General features: G+C 45.4%; 15 protein-coding genes. 12 read left to right on the top strand and 3 right to left on the bottom strand.

All coding sequences use genetic code 11. From position 1 onward, the window contains the following. Positions 1–5: 5 nt before the first annotated feature. The 10 genes from nuoG (at position 6) to FE810_RS12805 (ending at position 12,292) form a co-directional block, all read left to right on the top strand. Positions 6–2,918: an NADH-quinone oxidoreductase subunit NuoG gene (gene nuoG, locus FE810_RS12850; protein ID WP_138320468.1), complete on the top strand. Its 2,913-nt coding sequence runs from the start codon at positions 6–8 to the stop codon at positions 2,916–2,918. Continuing rightward, positions 2,918–3,922, top strand: a complete 1,005-nt coding sequence (gene nuoH / locus FE810_RS12845; RefSeq protein WP_138320467.1) for an NADH-quinone oxidoreductase subunit NuoH — start codon at positions 2,918–2,920, stop codon at positions 3,920–3,922. The genes nuoG and nuoH overlap by 1 nt, the downstream gene beginning before the upstream one ends. Next, entirely contained in the window at positions 3,915–4,430 is a 516-nt protein-coding gene (gene nuoI, locus FE810_RS12840; RefSeq protein WP_138320466.1) for an NADH-quinone oxidoreductase subunit NuoI, read from the top strand. Before nuoH ends, nuoI begins: the two co-directional genes overlap by 8 nt. 22 nt (positions 4,431–4,452) lie before the next feature. Continuing rightward, on the top strand, positions 4,453–4,968 hold the full coding sequence (gene nuoJ, locus FE810_RS12835) for an NADH-quinone oxidoreductase subunit J (RefSeq protein WP_212744515.1): 516 nt from the start codon (positions 4,453–4,455) through the stop codon (positions 4,966–4,968). After that, on the top strand, positions 4,965–5,273 hold the full coding sequence (gene nuoK, locus FE810_RS12830) for an NADH-quinone oxidoreductase subunit NuoK (RefSeq protein WP_138320465.1): 309 nt from the start codon (positions 4,965–4,967) through the stop codon (positions 5,271–5,273). Before nuoJ ends, nuoK begins: the two co-directional genes overlap by 4 nt. A gap of 2 nt (positions 5,274–5,275) precedes the next feature. Continuing rightward, positions 5,276–7,108, top strand: a complete 1,833-nt coding sequence (gene nuoL, locus FE810_RS12825) for an NADH-quinone oxidoreductase subunit L (protein ID WP_212744514.1) — start codon at positions 5,276–5,278, stop codon at positions 7,106–7,108. Next, positions 7,105–8,583 (top strand): complex I subunit 4 family protein, encoded by a 1,479-nt coding sequence (locus FE810_RS12820; protein ID WP_138320463.1) that lies wholly within the window; start codon positions 7,105–7,107, stop codon positions 8,581–8,583. The genes nuoL and FE810_RS12820 overlap by 4 nt, the downstream gene beginning before the upstream one ends. Continuing rightward, positions 8,580–10,067, top strand: a complete 1,488-nt coding sequence (locus FE810_RS12815; protein ID WP_138320462.1) for an NADH-quinone oxidoreductase subunit N — start codon at positions 8,580–8,582, stop codon at positions 10,065–10,067. The genes FE810_RS12820 and FE810_RS12815 overlap by 4 nt, the downstream gene beginning before the upstream one ends. A 261-nt stretch (positions 10,068–10,328) precedes the next feature. Then, positions 10,329–11,090: a DUF4097 family beta strand repeat-containing protein gene (locus FE810_RS12810; protein ID WP_138320461.1), complete on the top strand. Its 762-nt coding sequence runs from the start codon at positions 10,329–10,331 to the stop codon at positions 11,088–11,090. Positions 11,091–11,236: 146 nt separating this feature from the next. Continuing rightward, the gene (locus FE810_RS12805; RefSeq protein ID WP_138320460.1) at positions 11,237–12,292 is read left to right on the top strand and encodes a Vgb family protein; all 1,056 of its coding nucleotides are present in this window, start codon (positions 11,237–11,239) and stop codon (positions 12,290–12,292) included. A gap of 94 nt (positions 12,293–12,386) precedes the next feature. On the opposite strand, the gene FE810_RS17270 is transcribed toward FE810_RS12805, so the two are convergent. Beyond that, the gene (locus FE810_RS17270) at positions 12,387–12,518 is read right to left on the bottom strand and encodes a hypothetical protein (RefSeq protein WP_281278333.1); all 132 of its coding nucleotides are present in this window, start codon (positions 12,516–12,518) and stop codon (positions 12,387–12,389) included. A 64-nt stretch (positions 12,519–12,582) separates the two neighbouring features. On the opposite strand from FE810_RS17270, the gene FE810_RS12800 reads away from it, so the two are divergent. Then, the gene (locus tag FE810_RS12800) at positions 12,583–14,361 is read left to right on the top strand and encodes a DEAD/DEAH box helicase (protein WP_138320459.1); all 1,779 of its coding nucleotides are present in this window, start codon (positions 12,583–12,585) and stop codon (positions 14,359–14,361) included. A gap of 58 nt (positions 14,362–14,419) precedes the next feature. Here the strand turns inward: FE810_RS12800 and FE810_RS12795 are convergent, their stop codons facing one another. Further along, entirely contained in the window at positions 14,420–14,845 is a 426-nt protein-coding gene (locus FE810_RS12795) for a hypothetical protein (RefSeq protein ID WP_138320458.1), read from the bottom strand. A 387-nt stretch (positions 14,846–15,232) separates the two neighbouring features. Between FE810_RS12795 and hppD the strand changes: the two genes are divergently transcribed. Then, positions 15,233–16,285 (top strand): 4-hydroxyphenylpyruvate dioxygenase, encoded by a 1,053-nt coding sequence (gene hppD / locus FE810_RS12790; protein ID WP_138320457.1) that lies wholly within the window; start codon positions 15,233–15,235, stop codon positions 16,283–16,285. A gap of 144 nt (positions 16,286–16,429) precedes the next feature. Here the strand turns inward: hppD and can are convergent, their stop codons facing one another. Then, positions 16,430–17,029 (bottom strand): carbonate dehydratase, encoded by a 600-nt coding sequence (can, locus tag FE810_RS12785; protein WP_138320456.1) that lies wholly within the window; start codon positions 17,027–17,029, stop codon positions 16,430–16,432. Positions 17,030–17,133: the final 104 nt, after the last annotated feature.

The following is a 17,133-nucleotide window of genomic DNA, read 5'->3' as shown; positions in this document are numbered from 1 at the left end:
AGACCATGGATAAATTTCAACCTAACCAATCGACAACGCAGTCAGAAATCGCCAAACCTATGGAAGTAAAGACAGATTTGGTGACTGTGCACGTCGATGGCAAAGCGGTGCAATTGCCAAAAGGGGAAAACCTACTGGCGGCGATTTTGTCGAAAAAGTACAACCTTCCTTATTTTTGTTGGCATCCATCGATGGGATCCATTGGAGCCTGTCGGCAATGTGCGATAACTCAGTTTACGGATGAAACTCAGCAAAAAGGCAGAACCATTATGGCGTGCATGACGCCCGTGGTCGATGGTATGTTTCTCGGCTTAGAGCATGCCCCTGCTGCTGAATTTCGAGAACAAGTCATCGCTGCGATGATGACTAATCACCCCCATGACTGTCCAGTTTGCGGCGAAGGTGGGGCTTGTCATTTGCAAGACATGACCGTAATGACCGGGCATTCTCATCGTCAATATCAAGGCCTTAAACGTACCTTTACCAATCAGTATTTGGGCCCTTTGGTAAATCATGAAATGAATCGCTGTATCACCTGTTATCGCTGTGAGCGATTTTACAAAGATTATGCCGGTGGCAAAGACTTTTCCGCCTGTGGCTCGAAAAACCAAGTGTACTTTGGGCGACAGCAAGACGGCGTGTTGGAAAGCGAATTTGCAGGCAACCTTGTTGAAGTTTGCCCAACTGGCGTGTTTACCGATAAGCCTTTTGCCGCACACTATACCCGCAAATGGGATTTACAATCGGCACCATCGATTTGCCACGGTTGTGCCGTCGGTTGCAATATTAGCGTCGGAGAGCGATATGGCAGCGTCCGGCGGGTGATCAATCGGTATCATAATGATATCAACGGCTACTTTATTTGTGATAAAGGACGGTTTGGTTTTGCCTACGTCAATGGTGATGACAGGATCAATAAAATTTCTGGCATTGAGCTGGCTACGGCATTTAAGCCCCATGAGTTCTCAATCGCAATGGCAAGACATAACGCCAAAACAACTGTTGGTATCGGCTCGGCCAGAGCAAGCCAGGAAAGTAATGCAGCATTAAAACAATTAGTCGGTAGAGAAAATTTTTGCAGTGGTTTAACCGAGTTGCAACAAGAGTGTCTTCGCTCGTGTCAGGCATTGATGTTGCAAAACCGCCAGGCGAGCATTAGCGATATTGAGCAAAGCGATTGTATCATTGTACTTGACGAAGATTTAACGCAAACGTCAGCCCGCATTGCGCTCGCCGTGCGTCAGGCAACCCGCAATGCCGCGTTTGATAAAGCCGAGCAAATGGGGATCCCCCGCTGGCAGGATGATGCGGTGAGAACTGCCGCTCAGGATTTACGTTCGGATCTCTACCTGTTGCAAAGCAAAAGCTGCAAACTTGACGATGTCGCCGCTTTTTGCGAGCCCATGCTACCGGAACAAATTCTTGAGCTGGCAAGGGACATATCAGATTTCGCGAATAACCCTCACCCATTAGGCCTTGCGCAAACGCGTACTGAAGGCAGTCACTCAGAGTCGCAAACACTGTTATCTCGCATTGTTCAATCATTACAACACGCGAAACGGCCAGTGATTATTGCCGGATGCAGCCATTGGCATTTAGCGTTATTGCAGGCCGTTGAAAAATTAGCGACTCATGCCCCAAAAAACTGGCAATTTGCATTGCTCCCTGATGCCGTAAATGCGATGGGCTTGGTAAGCTTAATGGATGAACACACGCTAAGCCTTGAGCAACTGCAAGCCAAAGATTTGAGTTCAAGTGCGGTAATCGCCATGGAAAACTCATTGCCAGCGTGGTCATCGGAACAACGAAAACAATTGGCTGAACAGGCCGAAACCTTAGTGGTGATCGACCACAGTCGGCACCAGTTGTCAGAACTTGCCGATATTGTTTTGCCCGCGACTGCATTTACCGAAAGCGATGGCGTCGCTGTGAATTATCAAGGACTGGCGCAACCATTTTTCGCCGTAAAACCCCAAGTAAAACCCATGCATAGTAGCTGGCAGTGGTGTCAGTTACTCGATGATGTCTTTGGCCAGGGCACTCTTATTGGCTTACAAAAGCTGTCGCAATTGCGGAGCTACCTTACCGACAATGTAACTGGATACCCTGATATGAATGCAATGTTTGCACAGCATTTGCTATTCAAATCGGCACGTCAACCGATGCGGTATTCCGGGCGCACGGCGATGATTGCCAATCAGACCGTCCATGAACCGAAAAACCCAGTAGATTCTGATTCCCCTTATAGTTTTTCCATGGAAGGACCCGGTAATGACGATGGCTATGGCCATGCGTTGCCACGTTCATTTTCCTGGGCGCCGGGATGGAACTCCAACCAATCTATCAGTAAGTATCAGGTCAAAGTGGGTGGGGTGATGAGCAATCGTGCCGACATGATCCGCTTGGTTGGACAATCCGAACCGAGTGCCAGTCGTGCTCAAACATCATCTTCGGCCAAACGTAACCACAGGTCACAACGTATCCTCGGACTTCAACTTCGCCAGTTAGAGCACTTGTTTGCCAATGATGAGTTTGCGGGAAAAATTGCCGAGTTCAATCTGATGGCGCCGCCGCCTTGTTTACTCATCAATACCGACGATACCGGTAAATTTAATCAGGGCACAGTCAGTCATGTCCGTGTCGAATTGACCGACAATTCATCATTCATTGTGCAACTTATCCCTTGCGCAGATATTGCCAAAGGCGTGGCCTATCTGCATCACCCCAGAGCCAATACAAGCCCCTTGCTTGATCTGGTCGTATCCATTTCAACGGTTAGCGACGCGGATATAAGCGCACATCAGCAGCAACTCAGCGAAAATTTAGAGCAAATTTTACAGCAAAAAAATCGCAATCTGGCTCGGTTGCAACAAACTGATCAGCGGATACCTATCCAAATTGTCGGGGAGGGGAGCTAATGGGCCTTATCGAACCGCTATTTCCGTTTATCGAAATGACCATCATTATTCTGGCGCTGATCCTCATTGCCGCTTTTTTGGTTTGGGTGGAGCGCCGCATGATTGGTATATGGCAGGATCGACTTGGCCCGAACCGCGTTGGACCAGGTGGTGTATTACAATCCATCGCCGACCTGTTAAAAATTCTTGGCAAAGACGAGTTTACGCCCAAGTTTGCCGATCGTTTTACCTTCCTGCTTGCGCCATTTATCGGCGCAATTACCATATTAATGAGTTTTGCGGTGGTTCCTTTCTCGAAAACCATTGGCGTCAGCGATTTAAATATCGGCTTATTGTTCTTTCTCGCGATGACCTCTTTAGCGGTTTACGGCGTGGTCTTGGCAGGTTGGGCGTCACGCAATAAATATGCGTTATTAGGGGGTATGCGTGCAGCGGCACAAACCATCAGTTATGAAGTCTTTATGGGTCTTTCGATGATGGGGGTAGTGTTACTGGCGGGTAGTTTCAGCTTACGTGACATAGTGGAAGCCCAACAACAAAGCTGGTTTATCACCAGTCAGTGGTTAGGATGTTTCGTATTCTTAGTCGCTGGTATTGCGGAAAGTCACCGCTTGCCATTTGATTTACCGGAAGCGGAAACAGAATTGACTGCCGGCTTTCATACCGAGTATTCCGGGTTTAAGTTCGCCTTGTTTTTTCTCGGTGAATACCTTGGCGTCACGCTAATATCGGCGATGACCGTAATCTTGTTTTTTGGCGGATATTTACCACCGGGCTTTCTTGCCGATACAGTGCTTGGTGAAATTCCTTCAATGGTGTGGTTTACGATTAAAGTACTATTTTTCATCATGTTTTTTATTCTTCTTCGCACTTCGCTACCACGTCCCCGGTTCGACCAATTACTTGCCTTTGGCTGGAAAGTCATGTTGCCCTTATCGCTAATCAATTTGCTGATGACCGCTATTTTAAGGCTCACCGGTGTGCTTGGAGGTGTTCATGTTTAGTCAGTTTCGCACCATGTGGCTCGTTCTTAAGCACACGTTTACCAAAGCCGATACGGTCGAATATCCTGAGCAGAAACCCTATTTAGCACCACGCTATCGGGGGCGGATCGTATTGACGCGAGACCCTTCCGGCGAGGAGCGATGTGTGGCTTGTAATTTATGCGCTGTGGCTTGTCCGGTCGATTGTATTGCATTGCAACAAACCACCGATCCTGACGGCCGTAAACGGGCGGAATTTTTTCGCATTAACTTTTCGCGTTGCATTCTTTGTGGATTTTGTGAAGAAGCTTGCCCGACCTACGCCATCCAACTTACCCCGGATGTCGAGTTGGCGGAATATGAACGGTCGAACCTGGTTTATGAAAAGGAACACTTACTCATTGATGGGCCTGGAAAATATCCAGATTACAGTTTCTATCAACACAGCGGTATCGCCATTAAATCCAAAAATAAAGGAGAAGCCGAAGGTGAGAAGCCGCCGGTTAACGTCAAAGGATTGATGCCATGATTAAAACGACAGGAGTGAGTTTATGACTCTGGAATGGATTTTTTACTTCGCCGCTGCCATTGCTTTTGTTGCCAGTGTGAAAGTCGTAACCGGTGAGAATGCCATTCATGCATTGCTCTATCTGGTGGTATCATTGCTCGCCGTCGCGATGTGTTTCTATCTGCTCGGCGCTCCTTTTGCTGCCGGCCTTGAAGTGATTGTCTATGCCGGAGCCATTTTAGTTCTGTTTGTCTTTGCGGTGATGATGTTTGATCTGCAAGGAGACAGGCAGCCCGCCGTATTCCAACAGTCCTGGAGCGCGACCTGGTTAGGGCCGGTTGCTCTTACGTTTACCTTGGCCATATTACTGACCTATATTCTGCTAAATGGCACGTTTGACAAAGGGATCGAGCCGGGCATCGTCGGCGCGAAACAAGTGGGCATTGCCTTATATGGACCCTATCTCCTAGCGGTTGAGATCGCATCGTTTTTACTGTTGGCAGGCCTTATTGCAGGTTATCACTTTGCCAAATACTCCACTCAGGGAGAGCACCGATGATCGATATTGCAATCACTCACGTGTTCCTGATCAGCGCATTGTTATTTTGCGTTGGTTTTATCGGCGTTCTGGCAAGGCGCAATACCCTATTTATGCTGATGAGTTTAGAAGTCATGTTAAATGCGGTGGGACTGGCGTTCGTCGGTGCAGGTTCGTTATGGCAACAGGCTGATGGACAAATCATGTTTATTTTGATCCTGACACTTGCCGCCGCGGAAGTTGCCATCGGTTTAGCTCTGTTAATTCGGATGCAGCATCAACGGCATAATGTCGATGTTGATGGCCTGTCGAAATTAAGGGGCTGATAATGACCGCACTGACCTTATTACCTTTTTTTCCACTCTTTAGCTTTCTGGTCCTGATTGTTTTATCCAAACGTCTGAGTTGGCATATTGCCACTGCTGTTGCACTAACCGGAATAGGCTTGAGCTTTATCGCCAGCATTGTGGTGATCCAATCGTTAAATGTAAGTGCTAGTAGTGGCGAAGGCCTGACCCAATCCTTATGGACCTGGTTTATGCTCGGTGAGCATGAGGTTCGCTTTGCGTTTTACGTGGACCAGCTTACTGCAGTGATGATCGCGGTGGTAAGCGGGGTGGGGTTTTTGATCCATGGTTTTGCCGCCGCGTATATGCGCGACGATGAAAACTACAGCCGTTTTATGGCTTATATGAATCTGTTTATCTGTGCAATGCTGCTTCTGGTGCTGGCCGAAAATCTGGTTCTATTGTATCTGGGCTGGGAAGGCGTGGGGTTATGCAGCTTCTTGTTAATCGGGTTTTGGTATAAAGACCCTGACAATGCCATTGCCGCGCGAAAGGCATTTATTGTCACGCGAATTGGCGACACGCTGTTGGCGTTAGGTTTGTTTTATTTATTTATGGAAACCAATACGCTAAACATTCAGGAGATATTGGCACAACAGCAAACCTCGCCACTAAGCGACGAAGCGGCTTGGTGGATTGCCTTATTATTGCTTGGTGGCGCGGTAGGTAAATCTGCTCAACTGCCCTTACATACCTGGTTACCCGATGCTATGGCAGGTCCGACGCCGGTTAGCGCTTTAATTCACGCGGCAACGATGGTCACCGCCGGAGTCTATTTAATCGCCCGTATGCAAGGTGTATATCTACTGGCTCCGGAAATCCTCAATCTGGTCGCCTGGGTTGGTTGCCTAACCTTGTTAATCGCTGGCATTGCCGCGCTAGCTCAGGAAGATATTAAGCGAGTACTGGCATATTCCACCATGAGCCAAATCGGTTACATGATGCTTGGGCTAGGGGCTGGTGCCAATGTCGCCGCGGTCACTCACCTTATGACCCATGCCTTTTTCAAAGCATTATTATTCCTTGGTGCTGGCGCAATAATTCTGGCGGTGCATCATCAACAAAATATTTTTAAAATGGGGGGGTTATTAAAACGAATGCCCCTGATATCGATTTTGTTTTTAATCGGTATCGCGGCTCTGATCGCGTTTCCAGGTACATCAGGATTTGTTTCTAAAGAAGCGATCATTGCCGAACTATGGCAATCAAAAACCGCAGGCCCAGTATTCTGGTGGTTAGCGGTTGTCGGCGCATTTATTACCAGCGTCTACAGTTTTCGCCTGGTATTTATCACCTTTTTTGGGCCATATCGAGCAGAGCATGAATTACTTCCTCAGCGCCATGGGCTAATTGTCCTGCCGCTGGTCATTCTGGCATTGTTGGCACTTGGTGGTGGCTATATTCCCACTCACTTAGAGCAGGTGTTCAGTGCGCCCGTTGCCAGTCAACATGGACCTGCCTGGTTGCATACCGTCGCGATTATCGCGCCATTGCTTGGTATCGGTGTAGCATATCTATTGTACTTCCCCAAAACCGAGTCTTCGCCCGCTGTGCCGGGTACAAGCAGTGTGTATCGGTTTAGTCATAACGGACTTGGTTTTGATTCGACCTATAACGCCTTAGTTGTTAAGCCGTTTGTCTGGCTAGCAAACATTAATCGAAAAGATGTGATTGATTTACTGGTGCAGCTGATTAGCTGGAACACCTTTACCTGGCACAGTGCCATGAAAGCCGCACAAAGTGGACGATTACGCTGGTATGCGGCGACTCTTGGGCTCGGCACCGCATTATTGTTATTGGGAGTCATCCTATGATTTTCACCAATATTATTGCCGTTTTAATGGTTAGTGCGTTTATCGCGTTACTGGTTGGTAAAAGGTTTGCGCGCACTTTGCCTTATATTGCCGCCATTGGCGTGCTAATTAGTTTTGCGCTATTGGCACACTTTGCCAGTAATCATCATGATTTGTTTCATCAGGCAATGCCATTAGTCTCTGTTCCATGGATCTCCAGCCTGGGGATTGAATACGCCACGTTTATTGACAGTTTAAGTTTTATTTTAGTGGCGCTGACGTTGATATTGGCGCTGGTGTGCATTTTGGTTTCGGTGAGTGAAATCAGCCAATATCAAAATTTCTATTACTTCAATTTATTAGCGGCGTTAGCGGGAATTGTCGGTGTATTTGCTGCGGCCGATTTGTTTTTGTTCTTTTTCTTCTGGGAAGTGATGCTGTTGCCCATGACGGCATTGATCGCGATATGGGGCCATGAGAACAGACGATATGCGGCAATTAAGTTTTTTATCTTTACCCAGGTTTCTAGTTTACTGATGTTAGTCGCCATTATCGTCATGGCTTTTATCTACCAACAACAATTTGGCGACATCAGTTTTAACTACTTTGACTGGCAACAACTCAATATCGCAATGCCGTTGCAGTATTGGTTGATGTTAGGTTTTTTTGTTGCCTTTGCGGTGAAACTCCCGTCCTTTCCTTTCCATACCTGGCTGCCCGATGCGCACACTCAGGCACCCACAGCCGGTTCAGTGTTACTCGCCGGTGTTCTGTTAAAAACCGGAGCATACGGCTTAATGCGCTTTGTCTTGCCTTTGTTCGAACAAGCGGCAACGCATTTTGCACCGGTGGCAATTGCCCTTGGGGTTATTTCGATAGTCTACGGTGCCGTTATGGCATTTGCGCAAACCGACTTTAAACGATTGGTGGCCTACTCGTCCATCAGTCATATGGGCTTTATTACCTTGGCGTTATTTTCATTTTCTCCGATTGCTTACCATGGCGCGATCGTCACCTTGGTGGCACATGGTTTAAGCAGTGCCGCACTGTTTGCGATGGCCGGCATGTTATATCAAAGGCTGCATACTCGGGATCTCAAGAAAATGGGCGGTCTCTTCGCCAGTGCGCCACGCATGGGCGGGATGCTTTTGGCCTTTGTTGCCGGCGCGTTTGGTATGCCGGGCTTATTAAATTTTGTCGGGGAGTTTATGACGTTAACGGGGACGTTTACCCATCATCCGATTGCCACCGCTTTTGCCGCCACCGCGATGATTGGTTCCGCCATCTACGGCATGTATTTGTTTCAACAAAGCTTTCAAGGTAAACCCCAGGAAAACGTAAAAATCCCGGATTTACGCGCCCATGAGTGGCTACTTTGCAGTTTGCTGTTTGGGTTGCTGCTTTACCTCGGACTCTTTCCTCAAGCTCTGCTAATGCACTTTGATTCAATTTACCCAAGTGTTGCAGATGCCCAGTTAATTGGAGGCAAGCTATGATCGTCGAACAATTTATTGCCATTGCCCCACAACTACTCCTCTCGCTTGCCATTGTTATGCAGCTATTGTTAATCGCATTTAAGCGTTCGCAACATAGCATTGCATTTTTTACCGTTAGTGCGATTTTACTCGCCCTGTTCGCCCATTACCCAGCCATGACCAATGTCAATCTTGCAGTGACGCCTTTACTATATGTGGATGTATTTTCATTAACCATTAATGTGCTGATCTTATCCTGCAGCTTAGTCGCAGTATGGGTCAGTTATGGTTATTTACGCTCGGCTGTCGAGTGTCACGACGAGTATTATGTTTTGTTACTTCTTGCGGTTCTTGGCGCCAATATTTTGGTGTTATCCAATCATTTTGCGGCGATATTTCTAGGGTTTGAGCTTCTGTCTTTGTCTTTAGTTGGCATGATTGGGTATCTGCATTTGCGTGAACATACGCTTGAAGCGGGGTTTAAATATTTAATCTTGAGTGCAACCGCCTCGTCAATCATGTTACTGGGCATGGCTTTCGTATACGGTGCTACGGGGGACATGAGCCTGGCTTATCAGGTACCTCAGCAGCAAGATTTACAATTGCTTGGCCAGGCCGGGTTAGTGCTGATCATGGTTGGTTTTTGTTTCAAATTATCCTTGGTGCCATTTCATACCTGGACACCGGATGTGTATCAAGGCGCGCCAATGCCAGTAACCTTGATGTTGGCCACGGTTTCAAAGGCGGCGATGTTTGCCATCTTTGTGAAGTTCTGGCTAGTTTCAGCAATTTTTAACCAGGATTCAATGCAGTTCTTGTTAGTTTGTATCGCGATTGCATCGATGCTGGTCGGTAATCTTCTTGCTTTAACTCAGCAAAACATTAAACGGCTTTTAGCGTATTCGTCAATTGCTCACATGGGCTATCTGATTATCGTATTAGCAATACAATCACAGCAATCCGTTGCCTGGGCGTTAAAATCCGGTGTTTTTTATATCTTGGTTTATATCATTGCCACTCTTGTGATCATGATTTATCTGTCCGGTCGTTCCAAGGCGCACGCAATTACGGATAACGATGATTGGCGCGGATGGCAAGGGTTGATTTGGCAGCGTCCGTTGCAAGGTAGTTGCTTAATTCTGGCATTGTTGTCATTGGCCGGGATCCCGCTGACCGCAGGTTTCATTGGAAAATTCTATTTATTCACCGTGGCAATCGAAAATCAGCTTTGGGGAGCTATTTCGGCACTGATAATCGGTAGTGGCATCGCACTGTATTATTACTTAAGCATTATTTTTTGTATCCTGGCAAAACCGCTGGAAACAACATCGCAAACACCCATCGATAAAGTGGGAAACTTTACGGTTTCCCATGCCACGGTTATGGGGATGTTAACCGTGATTATTGTGGCGCTTGGTTTATTTCCAGATATTTTAGCCAGCCAACTGATTTTTCAATCGGAACAAGTCACGATTATATTCAATGAGGCTAGTCAACGGTTTTAATTAGCTTTTTTGACGAATAAATTGTAAAAACGTTAATAAATTTAACTATCTCACTACTTTCCTAAAGCATGGATTCATTTGAATGATTGTGCTTTTGTGTAATTTCCTATCAATTCAATGGGTTAGTGTTTTTGGCCCGGTAATTGAATAATCCCCTGAGAAGATTAAATATGCAGAGCAGCTCACAATTGCTAATCATGACTAAAATTTTCTCTCATATTTAGTTAATATCATTACAAATAACAGAACAGGTCCAGGGATATGAAATTTAACACAATTGCCGCAGTTTTAACGTCTAGCTTATTGTTATCAGGTTGCATCATTCACGTTGGTGCTGCCTCGGCAGACGTGGAAATTAATGAACAATTAGCCATCTCATCGGCAAATATTGCCCATTTAGACATTAGTGCCGGTGCTGGCTCGCTTAATATTGTCGGTCTTGAAGGGGCGACAGAAATTCAGGTTAAGGCGGAGATTCACACCACCGAAGACAAAGACTATACCTTCACTCTGGAACAAGATGGTGATACTGCGGTTTTAGTGGCAGAGCACGGCAGTACCAGCGGTTTCTGGAACGGTGACTCTCCACATATTAACGTCCAGGTCACGGTACCCAAGCATATTAAATTAACGGTAGATGATGGCTCCGGTGAAATGTCGATTACCGACATCAATGGTGATCTCGATATCGAAGATGGATCCGGCTCCATGGATATTGCTCGCATTCAGGGGAAAGTTGATGTGGATGATGGCTCAGGTTCATTGACGATTACTCAAGTTAGCGGTGATGTTATTGTCAATGATGGTTCTGGTTCGTTGACCCTCAGCCGTGTTGGCGGTGATGTAAACGTTGATGATGGTTCTGGTGAGTTGCTAATCGAAGAGGTCGTTGGTGAAGTGACGATCCATGACGGTTCCGGCAGTATCACGGTGAAAGACGCAGGGGGATTAACCATTACTGAAGCCGGCTCCGGTGGTTTAAATGTTACCGGCGTTAAAGGTGGATTCAATATCGGTAGCTAATAACTGGCATTGAGTTCCACTCGTTTATGTCTTGAAACCGGAGCCTCTGTAAAGAGCCTCCGGTTTTTTAATGTCGCTGCAAATTCGTTTTATCAAACTCGATTGGCTATTATTTATCGTAACTGATTAATGATAAGCGTTTTAATATGAATAGGTTAGCGACGATATCAAGCAAGGTTTTACTGACGATTGCTTGCTTATATATTTTATCCCTGCCACTTCTCGCGTTTGAGTCAACACCACAACAGACTCATGAGAATAAAGCCGAGACCAAAGGCAAAAGCAACATCGAAATTAAAGAATGGACGGTACCCTGGCCAGACACGCGTCCACGGGATCCTGCCGTGGATAGTAAAGGCGTGGTGTGGTTTTGTGGTCAGGTTGGAAACTATATCGCCTCTCTTGATCCGAAAACCGGTAAATTTAAACAGTTTGAATTACCCAATGGAACCTATCCTCATAATCTGATTATCGATAACGATGACTTTATTTGGTATGCCGGAAATCGCAACAGTCATATAGGCCGATTAGACCCGACGAGTGGCGACATTGAACGGATTGAGATGCCAAGCAAAAATCCGATTGATCCTCACACTCTGGTATTTGATACCGACAATAATATTTGGTTTACTGCTCAGTGGGGTAATAAAGTCGGGCGACTTAATGTTAATGATCGCAAGGTTGACCTTGTTGATTCCCCTCTACCTGAATCGAGACCGTATGGGATCAAAATCGATTCCAATAATCAACCTTGGATTGTATTATTCGGTACCAATATTTTGGCACGGGTAGATGCAGAGAGTTTGCAGTTTTCCCTTTACAGCTTACCGCAGGAACAGCAGCGTCCGCGGCGGTTAGAAATCGATGCGCAAGATCAGGTTTGGTATTTAGATCACGAATCGGGTTACCTGGGACGTTATCAGCCCAAATCACAACGCTTTAGTCAGTGGTTGTTACCCGAAAAAGACGACGCGAATTTATATGGTTCCGCCATTGATAGTCAACAGCGTATTTGGTTAGCCGTTACTGGAATTAGCCCAAATCAACTTCGGGTTTTTGATATAGAAAGCGAATCCTTTGTCGATTCCGTTACGGTAGCAAGCGGTGGCGGAACGATTCGTTATATGTACTACCATAAAGCCGACGATACGGTTTGGTTTGGAACCGATAGCAATACTATCGGACGCGCAAAGCTGAAGTAATGTTTGCACAAATGTAAATATGGCCGAATAATGAGTGATTTTTGTTCGGTTTTTCTTGCATTTAATTCTTAACTCGGTATGATTCGCGCCTTGATTATTCCTGTGCTCGATTATATCGGGTTATGCCAGCTTTATAAATTAAAGCCATGGCCAGGATTGGGAATGGGGTTTTTCCGCCAACTGACTTGCCGAGCATAAATTCAAAAAATGCTCTTTTACGTGCCATAAGTCTTCCGGTGGTTTCCTCTTTTTTTATTGCAGGTTTACCTGCCTACTGAGAAGACAATTTAATGACTGATATTATCAATGCCGATAACGGCTTTGAAGCCCTTGGCTTGCCTGAATTTATTCTATCCTCACTTGAAAAACTTGGTTTTTCACAACCGACTCCAATTCAGGAAAAAACAATCGGCCCACTGATGGCTGGTAAAGATGTGTTAGGTGAAGCACAAACCGGTACTGGTAAAACAGCTGCCTTTGGTTTGCCTGCGCTTGCCAACATCGATGTAAATATTCGCAAACCGCAAATGTTGGTGCTTGCGCCGACTCGTGAGCTAGCGATCCAGGTTGCAGAAGCGTTAGAAGGTTTTGCAGCGAATATGCGTGGATTGCGCATCGCAACCTTATATGGTGGTCAATCTTACGGCCCACAATTATCACAGCTAGAAAAAGGTGCCCAGGTTGTTGTGGGTACGCCTGGTCGCTTAATGGACCATTTGCGTCGTAAGACCCTGAAATTAGGTGATATCTCTTTCTGTGCTTTGGATGAAGCCGATGAAATGCTTAATATGGGCTTTTTAGAAGATATCGAGTGGATCCTTGATCACTTACCAAAAGAAACACAAATGGCATTGTTTTCAGCAACCATGCCAGCAGCGATTCGTAAAGTCGCTAATCGCTTTTTGACAGAGCCAGAGCATGTAAAAATTGCGGCACAAAAGAAAGAAAAAGCGAACATTACTCAATTAGCCTGGAAAGTTACCGGCATCAATAAGAACACAGCAATCGAGCGTATTGTTGAAACTTATGACTACGACGCTTTATTGATTTTCGTACGTACTCGTAACGATACCGTTACCGTGGCTGAGCAACTGGAGCGTCTAGGCTACCCTTGTGCTGCACTTAACGGTGATATGAACCAGGCGCAACGTGAACGCACTGTTGAACAATTAAAAAATGGTAAGATCTCTATCATGATCGCCACTGATGTTGTTGCTCGTGGGTTGGATATTCCACGCATTGATTTAGTTCTTAACTACGACTTGCCTGGTGATAGCGAATCCTACGTTCACCGAATCGGTCGTACTGGTCGTGCGGGTCGTGAAGGTACTGCGATTTCTTTTGTAAGACCTCGTGAGATGTATAACTTACGTCATTATGAGCGTGCAACATCGGGCACCATCAATACGTTTGAACTACCGAGTATTCAAGAGATTGGCCAGCGTCGAATCGAACGTGCACGTCAGGCTTTAGCGACAACTGTTGCAAATGTTGAGCTTGATAAAATGGCTGAAATCATGCAAAAAATGTCTGAAGAATCTGAATTGACTGTAGAACAGCTCGCAGCAGCGTTATTGTATAATGCTCAGCTTAAGCAGCCGTTCCAGCCAAAAGAAGATCCGAAACCACGTCGTGAACGCGCAGATCGTGAAAGTCGAGGCCGAGATCGTGATCGCAATGAGCGTCGTGGTCGTGGCGAGCGAAGTGAACGTGGTGATCGCGGTGACCGTAACCGTGGTGAACGTCCAGAGCGTCGTCGCAGTCAAGCAGACCGTTCTGACGTAGATTGGCAGACCTATCGTTTGGAAGTTGGTAAAGAGCACGGTGCGAAACCAGGTGATATCGTTGGCGCAATAGCGAATGAAATCTCTTTGGACAGTGCCTATATCGGCCAAATCAACTTACACGATCGTCACAGCTTCGTGCAATTGCCAAAAGGCATGCCAAAAGAAGCGTACAACCAACTGCGTAAAGTTCGTGTACGTCGTCAGGAGTTGGATATTTCAGTCTCTGACGCGCCAGTGGTTGCTCAACAACGTCGCCCACGCACAAATCGCCCAAGCCGTTAATACAGCTAACGCGAGATAAAATTAAAAGCCAGCCATAGTGCTGGCTTTTTTGTGTCTTTCATTGATACGCATATTTTTCAATATCCGCAATTTCCCGAACCACACTATCAAGACACCCATGTTTAGCCGTTGGCTTGAGCTTATCAAGACACCCATGTTTAGCCGTTAGATTGAGCTTATCAAGACACCCATGTTTAGCCGTTAGATTGAGCTTATCAAGACACCCATGTTTAGCCGTTGGCTTGAGCTTATCAAGACACCCATGATTAGCCGCTAGATTGAGCTTATCAAGACACCCTTGTTTAGCCGTTAGATTGAGCTTATCAAGACACCCATGTTTAGCGGTTGAACTGAGCTTATCAAGACACCCATGTTTAGTCGTTGGCTTGAGCTTATCAAGACACCCATGTTTAGTTGTTAGATTGAGCTTATCAAGACACCCATGGTAAATAGGGACACAAATACAAAAAAGGATAAGTGGCACCTCTTTTCGAATTAAAGTCAGCACCAATTATTCGCTGATCATTGGCCCGTATTGTCATGGGTGTCTCAAGAAAAATTGAGCGAAACCTTAACTGTGTTTTCGATATATTCGTTGGATTGGAACGAAAGATGGGGAAATTTTTAGTGGATGTGTTCCATTGCGGGAACAATAATTTGGACGCGACTGCCATTGCGATGTTTTTATGTAAGTAAATCCTTACAGCTTGCAGGCAACCCATGTATAACGCTGGCGGCAAGGTGATGCATGGTTAATCATTTATGTTGTAAAAATTGATTTACGATCCGCCCATCGCTGCTGCCGTAGCGGCCTTTTTCCCAGACATGATTCGATTAATAATTAGGTTAATGAAAGTTTTCGAGAAGAATTATGAAAGACGTGAAAAACCCGATCGGTTTATGTGGTATCGAATTTACAGAATATGCCACACCCGATACAGATTTTATGGACAAAGTTTTTGAAGAGTTTGGATTTTCAAAAGTACGCAAATTTAAAGGCAAAGATATCGTTTATTACAACCAAAACGATATTCACTTTTTAATGAACAATGAGCGTAATGGCTTTTCGAGTGAGTTTGCGAAATCCCACGGTCCGGCGATTTGTTCGATGGGCTGGCGTGTCCAAGATGCACAATTCGCGTTTGAAGAAGCAGTACGTCGTGGTGCGAAACCTGCAACGGGTGCTACCAACAAAGATCTTCCTTATCCGGCGATCTATGGAATTGGTGATAGCTTAATTTACTTCATCGACGTTTGGGGTGACAAAGGGTCTATCTATCAAAACGACTTTGAATTGCTACCTGAAGACGAACGCAATATGGTTGAAGATAAAGGCTTCCTTGCGATTGACCATATGACCAACAACGTTTATCAGGGAACCATGCAAAAATGGGCAGACTTTTACAAACAGGTATTTGGTTTCCAGGAAGTACGTTATTTTGACATCAAAGGCCAAAAGTCAGCCTTGGTTTCTTATGCATTACAGTCACCGTGTGGCAACTTCAGCATTCCAATTAACGAAGGTAAAGGCTCTAATAACAATCAAATTGATGAATATCTGGATGAGTATAATGGCCCAGGCGTTCAGCATTTGGCGTTTATTACCAAAGATCTTGTTGGCTCTTTAGATAAATTGGGTCGCGACAATATTGATACCTTGAATATTCTTCCTTCCTATTACGATGATGTGTTTGATCGTATTCCATGGATCAAAGAAGATAAAAAGCGCGTGCAAGAGCATCAAATTCTGGTCGATAGCCAAAAAGAAAATACCTACTTATTGCAGATTTTCACTAAGAATATTTTTGGCCCAATCTTTATTGAGATGATCCAACGTGAAGGTGATTTTGGCTTTGGCGAAGGTAACTTCCAGGCCTTGTTTGAATCCATTGAGCTGAACCAAATGGAGCGCGGTACCCTATAAATTGCTGTTTGGCTTTCCCTGAAAGCCATTGACTTGTTCCCAACCAAAAAAGCACCAAAGATTGTTGTCTTGGTGCTTTTTTTTAACTAGGGTGAATTCACGTTTTATTTAAACAGAACGTTCTCGCATTCGCAGAAATTCCCGTTATTCATTACCGCTTACACTCACCTCAAGATTCTTCAAAATACCATTTTGAATATCATAGATAAAACCGTGCACTGTAACCGGTTGATCGTCATTCCAGGCATTTTGAACCATCGTCGTGTTAGCGACATTTTTCACCTGTTCAATGACGTTTAGCTCACATAAACGGTTGAATCTTTCCTGATCAGATAGGCGTTCTAATTCGTCCTTGTTAAAGCGCTGCACATCTTTGATATGACGCAACCAGTTATCGATAAGGCCATGCTGAGCATCTGTCATTGATGCTGCGACACCGCCACAACCATAATGACCACATACGAAGATATGTTTTACTTTCAACACTTCAACCGCGTATTGAATGACTGACAGGCAATTTAAGTCGGTATGGACAACCACATTGGCGATATTGCGATGAACAAAAATTTCTCCGGGGGGTAAACCTAATAGCTGATTGGCGGGAACGCGCGAATCCGAGCAGCCAATCCACAAATATTCAGGTGTTTGCTGTTTTGATAACTGGTCAAAAAACTCGGGTTGGTCACTGGTGATCTTTTGTGCCCATTGTTTATTTTGCTCAAATAGATGATCGATATCGCTCATATGAAGTCTCTGAATAGGTTTACGGTTGAGCTATTGTAAGAAAAAGAAAGATTTAAGTGAAGTGAATTGATGATGGTCTAATCAGTTACAATTGTCGAAGTGGT

The sequence above is a fragment of the Thalassotalea litorea genome (genome assembly GCF_005843925.1).
In the GTDB taxonomy this organism is placed as follows: Bacteria; Pseudomonadota; Gammaproteobacteria; order Enterobacterales; family Alteromonadaceae; genus Thalassotalea_A; species Thalassotalea_A litorea_A.
This window is presented reverse-complemented; position numbering and strand designations above follow the sequence as displayed.